At 31.5% G+C, this 15,419-nt stretch carries 19 protein-coding genes (1 of these 19 running past the window's edge); 12 read left to right on the top strand and 7 right to left on the bottom strand.

Annotation, left to right across the window (positions count from 1 at the left end; genetic code table 11):
• Positions 1–22: 22 nt before the first annotated feature.
• Positions 23–541 (bottom strand): azurin, encoded by a 519-nt coding sequence (gene azu, locus AC3IF2_RS08715; protein ID WP_489166672.1) that lies wholly within the window; start codon positions 539–541, stop codon positions 23–25.
• Between the two features lie 121 nt (positions 542–662).
• Here azu and prfA point away from each other — a divergent pair, with 121 nt between their 5' ends.
• On the top strand, positions 663–1,739 hold the full coding sequence (gene prfA, locus AC3IF2_RS08710) for a peptide chain release factor 1 (protein WP_489166671.1): 1,077 nt from the start codon (positions 663–665) through the stop codon (positions 1,737–1,739).
• Here the strand turns inward: prfA and AC3IF2_RS08705 are convergent.
• A complete protein-coding gene (locus AC3IF2_RS08705; protein ID WP_489166670.1) occupies positions 1,734–2,270 on the bottom strand; it encodes a GNAT family N-acetyltransferase in 537 nt (178 codons plus the stop codon). The two genes, prfA and AC3IF2_RS08705, sit on opposite strands and share 6 nt — an antisense overlap.
• Position 2,271: 1 nt before the next feature.
• Positions 2,272–2,736 carry a GNAT family N-acetyltransferase gene (locus AC3IF2_RS08700; protein WP_489166669.1) on the bottom strand — a complete coding sequence of 155 codons (465 nt, stop codon included), beginning with the start codon at positions 2,734–2,736 and terminating at the stop codon, positions 2,272–2,274.
• Positions 2,737–2,884: 148 nt separating this feature from the next.
• On the opposite strand from AC3IF2_RS08700, the gene AC3IF2_RS08695 reads away from it, so the two are divergent.
• From AC3IF2_RS08695 to ctlX, 11 genes are all read left to right on the top strand, one after another.
• On the top strand, positions 2,885–3,412 hold the full coding sequence (locus AC3IF2_RS08695; RefSeq protein ID WP_489166668.1) for a DUF6913 domain-containing protein: 528 nt from the start codon (positions 2,885–2,887) through the stop codon (positions 3,410–3,412).
• Entirely contained in the window at positions 3,412–4,287 is an 876-nt protein-coding gene (gene dapA, locus AC3IF2_RS08690) for a 4-hydroxy-tetrahydrodipicolinate synthase (RefSeq protein ID WP_489166667.1), read from the top strand. The genes AC3IF2_RS08695 and dapA overlap by 1 nt, the downstream gene beginning before the upstream one ends.
• A gap of 18 nt (positions 4,288–4,305) precedes the next feature.
• Entirely contained in the window at positions 4,306–4,827 is a 522-nt protein-coding gene (locus tag AC3IF2_RS08685; protein WP_489166666.1) for a ferritin, read from the top strand.
• A 119-nt stretch (positions 4,828–4,946) separates the two neighbouring features.
• A complete protein-coding gene (locus tag AC3IF2_RS08680) occupies positions 4,947–5,795 on the top strand; it encodes an outer membrane protein assembly factor BamD (protein ID WP_489166665.1) in 849 nt (282 codons plus the stop codon).
• Positions 5,785–6,117 carry a DNA-directed RNA polymerase subunit omega gene (locus tag AC3IF2_RS08675; protein ID WP_489166664.1) on the top strand — a complete coding sequence of 111 codons (333 nt, stop codon included), beginning with the start codon at positions 5,785–5,787 and terminating at the stop codon, positions 6,115–6,117. The genes AC3IF2_RS08680 and AC3IF2_RS08675 overlap by 11 nt, the downstream gene beginning before the upstream one ends.
• A 3-nt stretch (positions 6,118–6,120) precedes the next feature.
• Complete coding sequence (gene coaBC, locus AC3IF2_RS08670; protein WP_489166663.1) at positions 6,121–7,332, top strand: bifunctional phosphopantothenoylcysteine decarboxylase/phosphopantothenate--cysteine ligase CoaBC; 1,212 nt, start codon at positions 6,121–6,123, stop codon at positions 7,330–7,332.
• The gene (porD, locus tag AC3IF2_RS08665; protein WP_489166662.1) at positions 7,325–8,215 is read left to right on the top strand and encodes a type IX secretion system protein PorD; all 891 of its coding nucleotides are present in this window, start codon (positions 7,325–7,327) and stop codon (positions 8,213–8,215) included. The genes coaBC and porD overlap by 8 nt, the downstream gene beginning before the upstream one ends.
• Positions 8,216–8,300: 85 nt before the next feature.
• A complete protein-coding gene (recN, locus tag AC3IF2_RS08660; protein WP_489166661.1) occupies positions 8,301–9,953 on the top strand; it encodes a DNA repair protein RecN in 1,653 nt (550 codons plus the stop codon).
• Positions 9,954–10,027: 74 nt separating this feature from the next.
• The gene (locus tag AC3IF2_RS08655) at positions 10,028–10,843 is read left to right on the top strand and encodes an enoyl-ACP reductase FabI (protein WP_489166660.1); all 816 of its coding nucleotides are present in this window, start codon (positions 10,028–10,030) and stop codon (positions 10,841–10,843) included.
• Positions 10,844–10,975: 132 nt separating this feature from the next.
• Positions 10,976–12,151, top strand: a complete 1,176-nt coding sequence (locus tag AC3IF2_RS08650) for a T9SS type A sorting domain-containing protein (RefSeq protein ID WP_489166659.1) — start codon at positions 10,976–10,978, stop codon at positions 12,149–12,151.
• Positions 12,152–12,267: 116 nt separating this feature from the next.
• Positions 12,268–13,206: a citrulline utilization hydrolase CtlX gene (ctlX, locus tag AC3IF2_RS08645; RefSeq protein WP_489166658.1), complete on the top strand. Its 939-nt coding sequence runs from the start codon at positions 12,268–12,270 to the stop codon at positions 13,204–13,206.
• Positions 13,207–13,283: 77 nt separating this feature from the next.
• On the opposite strand, the gene rplT is transcribed toward ctlX, so the two are convergent.
• From rplT to thrS, 4 genes are all read right to left on the bottom strand, one after another.
• Positions 13,284–13,628 (bottom strand): 50S ribosomal protein L20, encoded by a 345-nt coding sequence (gene rplT, locus AC3IF2_RS08640; RefSeq protein WP_480199288.1) that lies wholly within the window; start codon positions 13,626–13,628, stop codon positions 13,284–13,286.
• Positions 13,629–13,716: 88 nt separating this feature from the next.
• The gene (gene rpmI / locus AC3IF2_RS08635; protein ID WP_480199289.1) at positions 13,717–13,914 is read right to left on the bottom strand and encodes a 50S ribosomal protein L35; all 198 of its coding nucleotides are present in this window, start codon (positions 13,912–13,914) and stop codon (positions 13,717–13,719) included.
• 33 nt (positions 13,915–13,947) lie between these two features.
• A complete protein-coding gene (gene infC, locus AC3IF2_RS08630; protein WP_489166917.1) occupies positions 13,948–14,460 on the bottom strand; it encodes a translation initiation factor IF-3 in 513 nt (170 codons plus the stop codon).
• A gap of 82 nt (positions 14,461–14,542) precedes the next feature.
• Positions 14,543–15,419: the final stretch of a threonine--tRNA ligase gene (gene thrS, locus AC3IF2_RS08625; RefSeq protein WP_489166657.1), read on the bottom strand. It continues 1,064 nt past the right edge of the window; only the last 877 of its 1,941 coding nucleotides appear in the window; the start codon falls outside the window, past its right edge — the gene reads right to left on this strand; it ends in the stop codon at positions 14,543–14,545.

Here is a 15,419-nt window from a genome sequence, read left to right as displayed (position 1 = left end):
TTTTTAAGATGTTAAAAGAAGTTTATTTTACAATAAACTTACCTTTCATAATAGCATAATGCGCAGGAAAGGTGCACAAGAAATCATATTCTCCAGCTGCAGGAGCATCAAATTCTATAGTCGTTTCTTCTCCACCGCCTATCATTTTTGTGTGAGCTATCACCGCATCTTTCATCTCTGCAGGAATATAATCTGTGTCTTTAGCAGTATTTGCTTTTTGCCCAAACTCATTCATGTTAGTACCTTTCTTTAAGATAACTAAATTATGTCCCATCAAATCTTTAGACATTTTGCCTGTATGCTTCAACGTAATTTTTACTTTTTGCCCACCGTTTACTACGATCTTTTTTAGGCTATAACGCATATTGTCATCACCTTCAATAATTATATCATTACTTATTGGTTCTGTTTCTTTCTCAACTTCAACAGTTTTTTGTTGTTCAATAGGAGCATCAATTGTTTTATTTTTCTCTTTTTTCTTATCACTACAACTAAAGATTACTAGCAGACTTAGAGTAAGTATGTATGCTGTTTTTTTCATATTAAATATTTAAAGTTATTTAAACACAAATTTAAGTTTAAAATAATGGGTTGCCAAATATTATGAGTTGGTTTTTAAACTGCTTTTAATTCACTAAATTTGCCTCCGTTAAAAAGTAAAGATGATAGAGAGATTACGTATAGTTAAGCAACGTTTTGATGAGGTTTCAGATTTGATTATTCAGCCAGATATAATTTCAGATCAGAAACGTTATGTAAAGCTAAATAAAGAATATAAAGACCTAAAAACTATTGTAGATAAAGGTGAAGTGTATGAAAGATTGCTTAACAATATTAATGAAGCAAATGAAATTATAGAAGACGGTTCAGATCAAGAGATGGTAGAAATGGCTCAGCTAGAGCTGGAAGAAGCCAATGAAAAATTACCAAAGCTTGAAGAAGAAATTAAGTATATGTTGATTCCTAAAGATCCAGAAGATGCTAAGGATATTATGATGGAAATACGCGCAGGTACTGGTGGCGATGAAGCAAGTATTTTTGCAGGTGATCTCTATAGAATGTATACTAAATATTGCTCAGATAAAGGTTGGAAAACTGAAGTAGTTGATTTGAATGAAGGAACATCGGGCGGATTTAAAGAAATTATTTTTAGTGTTTCTGGCGAAGATGTATATGGTGATCTAAAGTTTGAAGCTGGTGTACATCGCGTGCAGCGTGTTCCTCAAACTGAAACGCAAGGTAGAGTTCATACATCTGCAGCTACAGTAATGGTATTACCAGAAGCAGAAGAATTTGATGTTGAACTTGATATGAAAGATGTAAAGATTATTAGAACTACATCTACAGGTCCTGGTGGTCAGAGTGTAAACACAACGTATTCTGCCATTCAATTAAAGCATATACCTACAGGTATTGAAGCCAAATGTCAAGACCAAAAATCTCAGCATAAAAATTTAGAAAAAGCAATTAAAGTATTACGCTCTCGTTTATATGAAGCTGAGCTAGCAAAAAAGCAAGCTGAGGACTCGGCACGTAGAAAAAGTATGGTGTCTAGCGGTGACCGTTCTGCAAAAATTAGGACTTATAATTATCCTCAAGGTAGGGTAACCGAACATAGAATCGGATTAACTTTATATGATTTAAGTAATATTATTAACGGCGATATTCATAAGATCATAGAAGAGTTAAAACTTGCAGAAAATGCTGAAAAGTTAAAAGAATCAGGTGAGGTTTTATAAACTACTTTCGATTTTGTAAACTACACATTTTCTTAAATCACTTTCCTTATCTAACAAAGGATGCTCAAAATGAGCATATACTGTCATACCCAACTTTTGCATTACATGTTGCGATTTTGTATTTAAAATAGGAGCAGTTGCGTAAACTTCTTTAAGGTTTAAATCAGAAAAAGCAAAATCTAGACAAGCTTTTGCTCCTTCGGTGGCGAAACCATTTCCCCATTGATCTTGCAATAGACGCCAACCAATTTCAATTGATGGTGTAAAATCACTTTCAAAAGTTTGTGTATTTAATCCGATAAAGCCAATAAATTCATTGGTGTCTAAACGATCTGCTGCAAAAAAACAAAAGCCATGTTCATTAAAGTGATGCTGCATGCGTTCAATAAACTTTATGGTTTCTTCTTTGGTTAAAGTATTTGGAAAGAATTCTCGAACTTTAGGATCTGCGTTCATCACAGTAGCAGGTTCTATATCTTTTTTAACCCAATTTCGTAAACCTAAGCGCTTTGTTTTTATAATATAGTTCATACTAATCTAAATAATGAAGCATTTCTATTAGGTTTTTTTTAAACCCTACTTTTTCATAAGCCTTTATAGCACTTGGATTTTCTTCATATACTTGTAATCTAGTTTCCTTAATCCCTCTACTTTTAAACCAATCAAAAATTGCATTTAAAATAAGTTTGCTTATTCCTTTTCCTCTATGTTCATTTTTTACAAACATAAAACCAACATAACCATGCTCATTATAGGCAAAATGATTTTTATTTTGTTTTATTAAACCATAGCCAGACCCTACAATTTCATTATCAATTATTGCTACAAATAACTCGGCATCGTTAGACTTAATAAATTCAGAAATATCATAATAGGTTATATGTTTTTCTTGTTCTAGAGATTCATCCATAGGGCGTTCAACCTGAATTAACTGCTGTAAAAAATCATTTAAAACACCTAGATCAGATAAAGTTGCTTTCCTAATATTTATGTTCATTTTCTTAAAATATTTCTTTAGCTAATTTATAAAGTTAAAATCAATTGATGTTTAAATACTAACGTGGTATTTTTATTCGTTTATTTTTTGAATTGTTGCTAAACGAATCCAACCATTTTAGTTAATTTTACGTCAATAGAAATCATTAATGAATTTTACAGGGTTAAAGAGAAATACTACTCAATTATTTTTTGAAAAAGAATTCAAAAAGCTGAAGGAAACAGTCAGAAAACAACCAGAAAGTATTGAATCAATTGGTGTTTTGGCAGATTCTCGACTTTTTGGCGGTTATGATATTTCAAGAAACCTAAGTCAAAAACTCGGTAAACCACATAAGAATTTTGAAATTATAATTTTCGAGAACCTAAAAGATGATTTTGTAACACAGCACTATAATACATTTACTGAAAAAGCTTTTGGTATGTATGGTAAGATCAAAGCACCAAATCTTAAAGATTTTGTTGATAGTAATTATGATTTACTAATCAACTATTGCCAGCCAGATAGTGTATATGGTAATTTGGTTACAGTAAGATCTAATGCAAAATTTAAAGTTAGTTATGCAACTGAAGAATTAGGCGATCTTTATGATTTCACGATTTCTATAGACACAAACAAAATAGATGTTTTTAATGACGAACTTGCAAAATATTTGCAGATTTTTGAACTAATTTAATGGAACAATTTATAGGTACTGGTGTGGCATTAATAACACCATTTAAAGAGGATAGGAGTGTTGATTACGATGCTTTAGAACGTTTAATTAATTTCCAAATTGAAGAAGGAATCGACTATTTGGTGATTTTTGGAACTACAGGCGAATCGGTTACAGTTACTTCTGAAGAAAAAGAAAAGATCAAGCAAAAAATAATTGAAATTAATAATGGTAGATTAACTTTAGTATTAGGCATGGGTGGTAATAATACCCAAGCAGTTATTGATGAAATTCATAGCACAGATCTTTCTGATTTCGACGCAATTTTATCTGTAGCTCCTTATTATAGCAAACCTACCCAAGAAGGGTTTTATCAGCATTTTAAAGCTATAGCAAACGTTAGTCCTAAGCCAATAATACTCTATAATGTACCAGGTCGTACTTCCAAAAATATGGAGCCAGAAACAATTATAAGATTGGCAAGTGACTTCGAAAATATAATAGCTGTAAAAGAAGCAGGAAACAATGTGCAACAATACTTAGAATTATTAAAAAATAAACCTGAAGATTTTTTAATTATTTCTGGAGATGATGACTTGGCTTTAGGTGTAGCTTTAGCTGGAGGAGCAGGTGTTATTTCTGTAATTGGTCAGGCCTTTCCAAACGAATTTTCTAAAATGATTCGACTAGGTATTGTAGGAAATGCCAAAGAAGCTTATCAAATTCATTACAAGTTGATGGATATGATTGGATATATCTTCGAAGAAAATAATCCTGCAGGAATAAAGGCAGTATTGAAAAAACGAAATGTCTGCGAAAATTATGTGCGACTTCCTTTAGTTGAAGCTACTTCGGGTTTACAAGAAAAAATTAATACTTTTATAGATAATTACTAACCTTTAAAATTATATAGAATGCTTAAAAAAGAAATAGAAAAGGCATTAAACGAACAAATTACAATAGAAGCAGAGTCTTCGCAAATATATCTTGCAATGGCTTCTTGGGCAGAAATACAAGGTTTTGAAGGTGTAGCTCAGTTTATGTATGCACATTCAGATGAAGAGCGTATGCATATGCTAAAGCTGGTAAAATATATAAATGAGCGTGGTGGGCATGCTAAAATTTCTACTTTAAAAGCTCCACCAGTTTCATTTGGATCATTTAAAGAAATGTTTCAAACTTTATTCGATCACGAGGTAATGGTTTCAGAAAGCATTAATGAGCTAGTGCATATCACGTTAGAAGAAAAAGACTATGCAACACATAATTTCTTGCAATGGTATGTGGCAGAGCAGATTGAAGAAGAAGCACTAGCAAGAACCATTCTTGATAAAATAAACCTTATTGGTGATGATAAAGGAGGTTTGTACCTTTTTGACAACGATATAAAACAGCTAACAGTTGTATCTTCTGCAGCACCCGTAAATAATGCCTAACTAATTAACAAAGTTTTAGCATAACTTCCTTAGTCTAAGCTAAAAACTCAATTATTTTTGCAGTGAACTATTGCGAGAAATAGTTTTATTAATCCATAATAAATAAGTAATTTTGCAAAATGCTAAAAATTGAAAGGATATTAATAGTAGTTATGGCGGTTGTATTACTATCGTCTTGTGGAGAATATCAGAAAGTTTTAAATAAAGGTAAAGCTGAAGATCAATACAAAATGGCTACTAGTTTATTTGAAGAGGGTAAGTATAATAAAGCAATCACTTTATTTGAAAAAGTGGTACCTGCTTATGCACGTAAGCCGCAATTAGAGCGTATTCAATATATGGTTGCAATGGCTAATTATAATACAAAGAGTTATGATTTAGCATCCTATTACTTTAATCGCTTTATATCTAATTATCCTAATAGTTCTAAAATAGAAGAAGCTTCTTATTTAGTTGCTCATAGTTATTATTTAGCAACGCCTAAATATAGTAGAGATCAAAAGGATACTCAAAAGGCACTACAGGCACTTCAAAATTTTATAGACAAATATCCTTCGAGCGATAAAGTAGAACAAGCAAATAAATTTTTTGAAGATCTTACATTTAGATTAGAGAAAAAATCATTTGAAGTTGCCAAGCAGTATTATCATATCGAAGATTACAAAGCTGCAATAATGGCTTTCGATAATTTTGTATTAGATCATATAGGCTCTTCATTTAAGGAGGATGCTTTATACTACAAATTTAAAGCTTCTAATGATTTAGCAGTAAAAAGTGTACTAAGCAAAAAAGAAAAGCGTTTAGAGGATGCTTTAATAGCGTATAATAAGTTTAAAAAATCGTATCCAGATTCAGATAAAATGAAAGAGTTGAACAAACGAAATGATAATTTGAATAAGGAATTAAGCGAAACAAAAGAATTGATACAAAAACTAAAGAATAATACAGTTACAAGTAATGGATTATAAAAATACCGAAGCGGCTTTAACTACAGTTACGTACGATAAGTCTAAGATAGAAGAGCCTACAAACAACATTTATGAGTCTATTGCTATAATGGCAAAAAGAGCAACTCAAATCAATGAAGATCTTAAGAAAGAATTAATTGACAAGTTAGAAGAGTTTGCTACTCATAATGATAGTTTAGAAGAAATTTTTGAGAATAAAGAACAAATAGAAGTGTCTCGTTTTTATGAAAAATTACCTAAGCCAACAGCAATTGCTGTACAAGAATGGTTAGAGGGTAAGATCTATCATAGAAACCCAGAAGAAGAAACCGATACCATTTAATAGATGTCTGTTTTAAGCGGTAAAAATGTATTACTAGGCGTTACCGCCGGAATCGCCGCTTATAAAACGGCACATTTAGTTAGACTTTTTATAAAAGCAGGAGCTAACGTACAAGTTATTATGACTCCTGCTTCTAAAGATTTTATCACTCCACTTACACTTTCTACGCTTTCTAAAAATCCAGTTCATTCTACTTTTTATGATAAAGAAGAAGAAAACGAATTATGGAATAATCATGTAGATTTAGGTCTTTGGGCAGATTTTATGCTTATTGCACCAGCCACTGCAAATACGTTATCTAAAATGGCCCATGGTACTTGCGATAATTTATTATTGGCAACGTACCTTTCAGCTAAATGTAAAATATATTTTGCTCCAGCAATGGATCTAGACATGTATAAACATCCTTCAACTAAAACAAGTTTAGATAAGTTGAATAGCTTTGGTAATCTGATGATTCCTGCTGAATGTGGTGAGTTAGCAAGTGGCTTGGTAGGTGAGGGGAGAATGGCCGAACCAGAAAATATTATTCAGTTTATAGAAAATGATATTTTGTCTGGTCTTCCGTTAAATGGAAAAATAGTTTTAATTACCGCGGGCCCAACTTATGAAGCGATAGACCCTGTTCGATTTATAGGGAATCATTCTTCAGGTAAAATGGGTTTTGAATTGGCTAAATGTGCAGCTAATCTTGGGGCTACGGTATATTTGGTTACAGGGCCATCCCACGAAAGTGAAAATCATTCTTTGATTCAAAGGATAAATGTTGTTAGTGCAGATGATATGTATAATGCTGTTCATGAGTATTATAAAAAGGTAGATATTGCAATTTGTTCAGCTGCTGTAGCAGATTACAAACCGAATACTGTTTCTGATAAGAAAATAAAAAAGAAAGATGCATCGTTAAATATAGACCTAGTGAAAACTAAAGATATATTAGCCTCGCTTGGTGAACTGAAAAAGAATCAATTTTTAGTTGGTTTTGCACTAGAAACTAATAATGAATTAGAAAATGCTAAAAGCAAATTGAATCGAAAAAATTTAGATTTAATTGTTTTAAATTCATTACAAGATAAGGGGGCAGGTTTTAAAAAAACGACCAATAAAGTTACTTTAATAGATAGTGCTGAAGTTGTAAAAGAGTTTAAATTGAAGTCTAAAACTGAAGTAGCGTCTGATATTTTTAACGAAATAATAACTAAGATTAATGCGTAATTTTTTCCTATTTATAGTTTTATTTTTTTCGTTAACTAGTATTGCCCAAGAGTTAAATTGCAGAGTAATTGTTAATTCTAATCAAATTCAAAGTTCTAATACGCAGATATTTAACACCATGCAAACGGCTATTTCTGAGTATTTGAATAATACAAAATGGACGAATAAAAATTACAAACCTCAAGAAAAGATTCAGTGTGCAATTACTTTAAATATTTTAGAGCAACCTTCTTCAAATGAATTTAGAGGAAACATTCAGGTTCAAATTTCGAGACCGGTATTTAATTCTACATATAAAACGGCTACGTTAAATTTTAAAGATGATGATCTTTCTTTTAGTTATAATGAATTTCAACCTTTAATTTATAACGAGAATAGTTTCGACTCTAATTTGGTGTCTATTCTTACCTTCTATGCATATACTATTTTAGGGATCGATGCTGATACATTTGTACTAAATGGAGGGCAAGAATATCATAAAAGAGCAGAAAATGTTGTAAATCAAGCACAGCAAGGAGGGTTCTCTGGGTGGAATCGAATTGACGGAAATACAACTAGATATCAATTAAACGAGAATATTTTATCGCCAGCTTTTCAAGGATACAGAACGGCTTTATATGATTATCATTTAAACGGATTAGATAAAATGGCTGATAATAAAAAAGAAGCCAAAGAAACTATAAACCAAGCTGTTTTAAAAATGCAAGATCTTTATAATAGAAGAGCTAATGCTTTTTTACTTAGAGTTTTTATGGATACTAAGTCTGATGAAATTGTAGATATATTTTCTGGAGGTCCAAGAATAAATACTGTAAACTTAAAAGAAGCACTGTTAAGAATTTATCCGTCATACAGTACAAAGTGGGAAAAAATTAAGATCTAACACTGTAAATATTAGTACATTTTAAGTAAGTTTGAGGAGTGTTTGTTGCACTCTTTTTTAGTTTTTAATAACTTCATTTATAGTAATGTTACAACAATTATCCATTAAGAATTTTGCTTTAATTGACGATCTCAAAGTCGATTTTAAGGATGGATTTTCTATTATCACTGGTGAAACAGGGGTAGGTAAATCAATTATTTTAGGAGGATTAGGATTAATACTAGGTAATAGAGCAGATTTGTCATTACTTAAAAACGGTGAGAAAAAATGCGTTATAGAAGGTGAGTTTGAAGTTGAAAAGTATAATCTCGAATCCTTTTTTAAAGAAAATGATATTGATTATGAGTCACCTACTTTAATTAGAAGAGAAATAGCGCCCAATGGTAAATCGAGAGCTTTTATTAATGATACTCCTGTAAAACTAAATGTTTTAAATCAGTTGAGTGAAAAATTAATAGATATTCATTCACAGCATGAAACATTACAATTAGCAGATACTCAGTTTCAGTTTAAAATAATAGACTCATTAGCTTCTAACAGTAAGTATTTGGATTCTTATAAAAAGGGTCTAGAATTACACAAAGAGTTAAGAGACGATCTAGATGAATTGTTGAAACAACAGCAAGAAGCTAAGCTGCAATATGATTATAATCAATTCTTATTTAATGAGTTGTACGAAGCGAATTTAAAATCTGATGAACAAGAATTTTTAGAAAATACCTTAGATAAGCTCAATAATGTTGAGGCCATAAAATTAGAGTTTACTGAGGCTATTAATATTTCAAATAATGATGAAATAGGAATTAAAACATTATTAAATAGTTTTAAAAATAATATATCTAAGTTATCATCATATAGTTCAGATTATAATGAGTTATTAGAAAGAATTATAAGTGCCGAAATTGAGTTTAATGATATTGTTGATGAGCTAGAGCGAGCTAATGATACTGTATCGGTGAGTCCACAAGAAATTGAAAATTATAACGATCGATTACAGTTGATTTATAATTTGCAAAAGAAACATTTGGTAAATTCAATTGATGAGTTATTAAAAATTCAAGAAAATTTATCCTCTAAAGTAGATCAAGTTGAGAATGCCGATGAAATTTTAAATTCAAAAGAGCAAGAAGTTAAAAAAGTTGAAAGTCAATTAAATGAGTTGGCCAAAACCATTCATAACAATAGAGTAAAAATTATTCCTGGTTTTATAGAAAAGCTTGAAACAACGCTTTCTAATCTTTCTATGCCTAATACAAAGTTTAAGATTGACATAATTGAATCAGAAACTTTTTTTAAAAATGGTAAAGATGAATTGCAATTTTTATTTTCAGCTAATAAAGGTTCTAACTTTGAGAACTTAAAAAAAGTGGCTTCAGGAGGTGAAATGTCTAGAATAATGTTGGCAGTGAAAGCGCTGTTATCAAAATATACACAATTACCAACGATTCTGTTTGATGAAATAGACACAGGTGTTTCTGGAGAAGTTTCCAATAAAATAGTTGCTATTATGAAAGATATGAGTAGCAATATGCAAGTGATTTCTATTACACATTTACCACAGATAGCTGCTAAAGGTGAGCATCATTATAAGGTGTATAAAGATGAAATACATGGAAAAACAGTTACAAACATTAAAGAACTAAACGAAAATGATCGAATAAACGAACTGGCTGAAATGCTTAGTGGTAAAGATATTTCTGATAGTGCTATAATACATGCAAAGCAATTATTAAACTAAGAATAATTTTTTAGAAAATATTGAATTAAATTTGCGTAGCAAAAAAATAAAATCAAACTCATAAAAAATATACAATGTATAATTTACTAAAAGGAAAAAGAGGAATTATTTTTGGAGCTTTAGATCAGAATTCTATTGCCTGGAAAACTGCTGAGAGGGCTCATGAAGAAGGCGCTCAATTTGTATTAACTAATGCGCCAATAGCTATGCGTATGGGTGCAATTACAGAATTGGCAGAAAAGACAGGTTCAGAAATCGTTCCTGCTGATGCTACTTCTCTTGATGATCTAAATAATTTAGTAGAGAAATCTATGGAAATCCTTGGCGGAAAATTAGATTTTGTATTGCATTCTATTGGTATGTCAGTAAATGTCCGTAAAGGAAAACATTATACTGATCAGAATTATGATTTTACTACAAAGGGATGGGATGTCTCTGCTGTTTCATTTCATAAGGTGATGAACGTCCTTTACAAACAAGATGCTATGAATGAATGGGGTTCAATAGTTGCTCTTACTTACATGGCAGCACAGAGAGTTTTCCCTGACTATAATGATATGGCAGATAATAAAGCATATTTAGAATCAATTGCTAGAAGTTTTGGTTATTTCTTTGGAACTGATAAAAAAGTGCGTGTAAATACTATCTCACAATCACCAACACCAACTACAGCTGGTCAAGGCGTAAAAGGTTTTGACGGATTTATAGCTTATGCTGATAAGATGTCTCCTTTGGGGAATGCTACGGCGCAGGATTGTGCTGATTATACTATTTCATTATTCTCAGATCTTACAAAAAAAGTAACACTTCAAAACTTGTTTCATGACGGCGGTTTCTCTAATATAGGTGTAAGTCAGTCTGTTATGGATTTTTTCATGGATGATAAATAGGCTTAAAATTGTTAATTAATAAGTTTATAATTTACTACAAGCCAACTATAAAAATATACTTTTTAAAGTAACTTTACGTTATTAACAGAGGGGTCAGTTAAATTTTAATTAGAAAAAGTCAAAAAAAAGCTCATGGAGAAAAGAATTACTTTTCTGTTTTTATTAATCTCTGTATTTATAAATTCGCATAATGTCTTTGCAAATGATTTAATCGGATATAGATCTGAAATCATCGCTCCGCCTACTAATGATGAATGTTCTTCTGCAACAACATTAACTGTTAATCAAGATAATTTGTGTACAAGTACAGAATCAGGAACAGTGTCTGAGGCTACAGCTTCGAGTCAAACAGTTGTCTGCACAAATAAAGAGAACGAGGCAAATGATGATGTATGGTTTAAATTTGTTGCAACTTCTACATCACATAAGATAGATTTATTAAATATAAGTGGAAGTTTTACTAATTTATATCATGCAACTTATGATGCTGGGGTAGCAGGAGATTGTAATGCGCTAAGTTTGGTTCTTTGTAGTGATCCAAACTCTAGTATACCTTCTGGTCTTACAATTGGAAACACTTATTATATACGCGTATTCACTAACAGCACTGGTACACATAATACTACATTTGACATTTGTGTAGGAGCAGACCCAACTCCACCTGCAAATGATGATTGTAATAATGCGGAGGCAATTACTACTCTTCCGTTCTCTAAATTGGTAGATGCTTCTACAGCTACGAATGGTACAGGGTTTATTGATGTTTCTGGTTGCGGTATTATAAACGATGGTGTATGGTATACTTTAACAGGAAATGGTGCTGCGTTAACAGTTACAGTTCAACCTACGGCTTGGGATGTTGAAGTTGGTGTTTATACAGGATCATGTGGAAGCTTTACATGTGTGGGTAGTGCTAACCTTGGTATATCTGGCACGGCAGAAGCTGTAACATTTAACTCAACTTTAGGCACTATGTATTACGTTAATGTAGGTAATCAGAGTGATTCTGTAGATGAACCTGAAGGAATTTTTAATATTAATGTGACATCTTCAGTGTTATCTATTGATGATCTTGTAGCAAAAGGATTTACGTATTATCCTAATCCTGTTAAAGATGAATTGAAACTAAACGCAAATGAATTGATAGAAAATTTAACTATATATAATCATATGGGGCAGCGTATAAAAAGCATGTCTCCAGCTTTGGTTAAAACTTCTATTGATTTTTCAAATATACCTACTGGCACCTATTTTGTGAGAGCGCAAGTTGGAAACAGTACAGGATCATTTAAGGTTATAAAAGAATAAATTAATTATATAATTTAATAAAAAAGCCTGTTTTAATTAAAACAGGCTTTTTTATTGCTCATTAAATTGAATTCATCAAAAGTTTTATTTCTATTTTTGATTATTAACTTCTAATAATGCAACAAGTCACTAAAACAATTTTACTAGTTCATCCCAAAAATATTCGTACTAACGAGCAAACAGCTGTAAACAATCATTATCAAAGAACCAATAATGAAATTTTACCAGAAGTAGTTCAAATAAAAGCGAATAAAGAATTTGATTCTTTTATAGAAAAACTGAGAAATATTGGTGCGAATGTGTTAGTTTTTAACCCTAAAGATGATTTAGATACTCCAGATGCACATTTTCCAAATAATTGGATATCGTTTCACGAAAGCGGTAATGTAGCATTGTATCCGATGTTTGCAGAAAATAGAAGGTTAGAGCGAAGAGAAGAAGTACTGAATTTTATAGAAGAAAAAGGATTTGATATTAAAAATGTTATAGATTATTCTAACGCTGAGAATGAAGATTTTTTCTTAGAAGGAACTGGCAGCATTATATTAGATCGACATAATAGAAAAGCATACTGTGCTTTATCTGATAGATCTGATGAAGAATTATTTATTGAGTTTTGTGAAGATTTTGAATATTTCCCAGTGATTTTTACGGCTAACCAGACGGTAAATAATAAAAGAGAACCAATTTATCATACCAATGTAATGATGTCTATTGCTGAGACATTCTCTATTATTTGTTTAGATAGTATTGATGATAAAAAAGAAAAAAAGAATGTTATCAGCCACTTAAAAGAAAGTCATAAAGAAATTATTAGCATAACCGAAAATCAAGTAAGTAAGTTTGCAGGAAACATGTTACAAGTTATTGGTCAGAATAACAAACGTTATCTTATAATGAGCGAAGCTGCTTATAAGTCATTGACTGATGACCAATTGAATAAGATTCAGAAGCATTGCGAAATTTTGTATTCCCCTATAGAGACAATAGAAGCTTGTGGAGGAGGTAGTGTTCGTTGTATGATGGCCGAGGTCTTTTTGCCAAAAACATCATAATCCATTTTTATTATAAACTAGATAAAATAAAAATCCCGAGTGTAAACTCGGGATTTTCAATAAGTAAGAAGTTGTCTTTATTTTACTTTTTCAACGATTGCTTTAAAAGCTTCAGGATTGTTCATTGCCAAGTCAGCAAGAACTTTTCTATTTAACTCGATGTTGTTAGCCTTAACTTTACCCATAAATTGAGAGTAAGACATACCATGCATACGAGCTCCAGCATTAATACGCTGAATCCATAAACTTCTAAAATTACGTTTGTTATTTTTTCTATCGCGATAAGCATAAGACATTGCTTTTTCTACCGCGTTTTTTGCTACTGTATAGACATTTTTTCTACGTCCGAAGTAGCCTTTTGCTTGTTTTAATATTTTTTTCCTGCGAGCTCTTTTAGCTACTGAATTTACCGATCTAGGCATAATTTTTATTTTTTTGAGTTAGGCAGATATGTTTCAATCATTTGCTTGCACTAACACAGGGTTAATAATTTACCAAAATAAGTGCTACTTATTTTAATGTTAATTGTTTTAAAATGTTCATCTCATCAGATTTATGAACTAAACCATCATGAGTTAAACGTAGCTTTCTCTTTTTTGACTTCTTAGTCAAAATATGACTTTTGAAAGCATGCTTTCTTTTGATCTTACCAGTACCCGTCATCTTAAAACGTTTCTTGGCACTAGATTTTGTCTTCATTTTAGGCATCTTCTCCTACTTTATAATTATTCTTACTTATTCTTATTTCTTTTTTGGAGCTATAAACATCGTCATACGCTTACCTTCTAATCTTGGCATTTGCTCTACTTTACCGTATTCTTCAAGCTCTTGAGCTAATCTTAATAATAAGATTTCTCCTTGATCTTTATAAACTATAGAACGACCTTTAAAGAAAACATACGCTTTAAGTTTTGCTCCATCACTTAAAAACTTTATTGCATGTTTCTTTTTAAACTCATAATCATGGTCATCTGTTTGAGGACCAAAACGTATTTCTTTAATTACAACCTTAGTAGCCTTAGATTTTAAAGCCTTTTCACGTTTCTTCTGCTCGTAAAGAAATTTTTTATAATCAATAATTTTACATACAGGTGGGTCGGCTTTAGGAGATATTTCTACAAGATCTAATTCAAGTTCTTCTGCCAATTTCCTTGCTTGCGAAATAGGATAAACACCTACTTCAACATTGTCACCTACTAATCTAACTTCGCGTGCAAGAATCTTTTCGTTGATTTTGTGCGGATCTTCCTTTATTACTCTCCAGGGTCTTCTATTCCCTCGTCTTCTTATTGCTATGGCTTTTAAATTTTTTAAGCTGTTTACTACAGCGGTTAAACTAAAATTGTTGTAATGTACTCTTTATTTCTTTATTAATTAAAGAAGAAAATTCTTCTACTGTAAATGTTCCTAAATCTCCTTCGCCATGGCGTCTTACAGAAATCACTTCTTCATTTTCCTCTTTTTCTCCTATAATGATCATATACGGAATCTTATTTACTTCCGCATCACGTATCTTTCTGCCAGTCTTTTCATTCCTGTCGTCAACGAGGGCGCGAATTTCGTAATTTTCCATCAAATTTAAAACTTTTTGGGTATATTTTTCGTATTTCTCGCTGATAGGCAGTAAAATAGCTTGTTCTGGCGTTAACCAAAGAGGGAAATTACCTCCTGTATGCTCTAATAATAGCGCAATAAAACGCTCCATCGAACCAAAAGGAGCACGATGTATCATTACAGGTCTATGTAATTGATTATCTGCACCTTTGTAATTTAAATCAAAACGTTCAGGTAGATTATAATCTACCTGTATTGTTCCTAATTGCCATTGCCTACCTAATGCATCTTTAACCATAAAGTCAAGTTTTGGTCCATAAAAGGCAGCTTCCCCTTCCTCAATCACAAAATCTAAGCCTTTATCCTTAGCAGCGTTAATAATGGCTTGTTCGGCTTTTTCCCAATTTTCAACATCACCAATATATTTATCAGGATTTTCAGGATCGCGAACTGAAACTTGTGCAGTAAAATTTTCTAATCCTAATGACCTTAATACATATAAAGAAAGATCAATCACATTTTTAAACTCTTCATCTAATTGATCAGTTGTACAAAATAAATGTGCATCATCTTGAGTGAACCCTCTCACACGAGTTAATCCATGTAACTCACCACTCTGTTCATATCTATATACTGTACCGAATTCTGCAAATCGTTTG

Source organism: Maritimimonas rapanae (assembly GCF_057837205.1).
The sequence above is the reverse complement of the archived record's forward strand: the minus strand, read 5'-3'. Positions and strand labels throughout refer to the sequence as shown.

Excerpts from the sequence above, each read along its gene's own strand:
- azu (WP_489166672.1), bottom strand. The coding sequence starts at position 541 with ATGAAAAAAACAGCATACATACTTACTCTAAGTCTGCTAGTAATCTTT.
- prfA (WP_489166671.1), top strand. The coding sequence starts at position 663 with ATGATAGAGAGATTACGTATAGTTAAGCAACGTTTTGATGAGGTTTCA.
- AC3IF2_RS08705 (WP_489166670.1), bottom strand. The coding sequence starts at position 2,270 with ATGAACTATATTATAAAAACAAAGCGCTTAGGTTTACGAAATTGGGTT.
- AC3IF2_RS08700 (WP_489166669.1), bottom strand. The coding sequence starts at position 2,736 with ATGAACATAAATATTAGGAAAGCAACTTTATCTGATCTAGGTGTTTTA.
- AC3IF2_RS08695 (WP_489166668.1), top strand. The coding sequence starts at position 2,885 with ATGAATTTTACAGGGTTAAAGAGAAATACTACTCAATTATTTTTTGAA.
- dapA (WP_489166667.1), top strand. The coding sequence starts at position 3,412 with ATGGAACAATTTATAGGTACTGGTGTGGCATTAATAACACCATTTAAA.
- AC3IF2_RS08685 (WP_489166666.1), top strand. The coding sequence starts at position 4,306 with ATGCTTAAAAAAGAAATAGAAAAGGCATTAAACGAACAAATTACAATA.
- AC3IF2_RS08680 (WP_489166665.1), top strand. The coding sequence starts at position 4,947 with ATGCTAAAAATTGAAAGGATATTAATAGTAGTTATGGCGGTTGTATTA.
- AC3IF2_RS08675 (WP_489166664.1), top strand. The coding sequence starts at position 5,785 with ATGGATTATAAAAATACCGAAGCGGCTTTAACTACAGTTACGTACGAT.
- coaBC (WP_489166663.1), top strand. The coding sequence starts at position 6,121 with ATGTCTGTTTTAAGCGGTAAAAATGTATTACTAGGCGTTACCGCCGGA.
- porD (WP_489166662.1), top strand. The coding sequence starts at position 7,325 with ATGCGTAATTTTTTCCTATTTATAGTTTTATTTTTTTCGTTAACTAGT.
- recN (WP_489166661.1), top strand. The coding sequence starts at position 8,301 with ATGTTACAACAATTATCCATTAAGAATTTTGCTTTAATTGACGATCTC.
- AC3IF2_RS08655 (WP_489166660.1), top strand. The coding sequence starts at position 10,028 with ATGTATAATTTACTAAAAGGAAAAAGAGGAATTATTTTTGGAGCTTTA.
- AC3IF2_RS08650 (WP_489166659.1), top strand. The coding sequence starts at position 10,976 with ATGGAGAAAAGAATTACTTTTCTGTTTTTATTAATCTCTGTATTTATA.
- ctlX (WP_489166658.1), top strand. The coding sequence starts at position 12,268 with ATGCAACAAGTCACTAAAACAATTTTACTAGTTCATCCCAAAAATATT.
- rplT (WP_480199288.1), bottom strand. The coding sequence starts at position 13,628 with ATGCCTAGATCGGTAAATTCAGTAGCTAAAAGAGCTCGCAGGAAAAAA.
- rpmI (WP_480199289.1), bottom strand. The coding sequence starts at position 13,914 with ATGCCTAAAATGAAGACAAAATCTAGTGCCAAGAAACGTTTTAAGATG.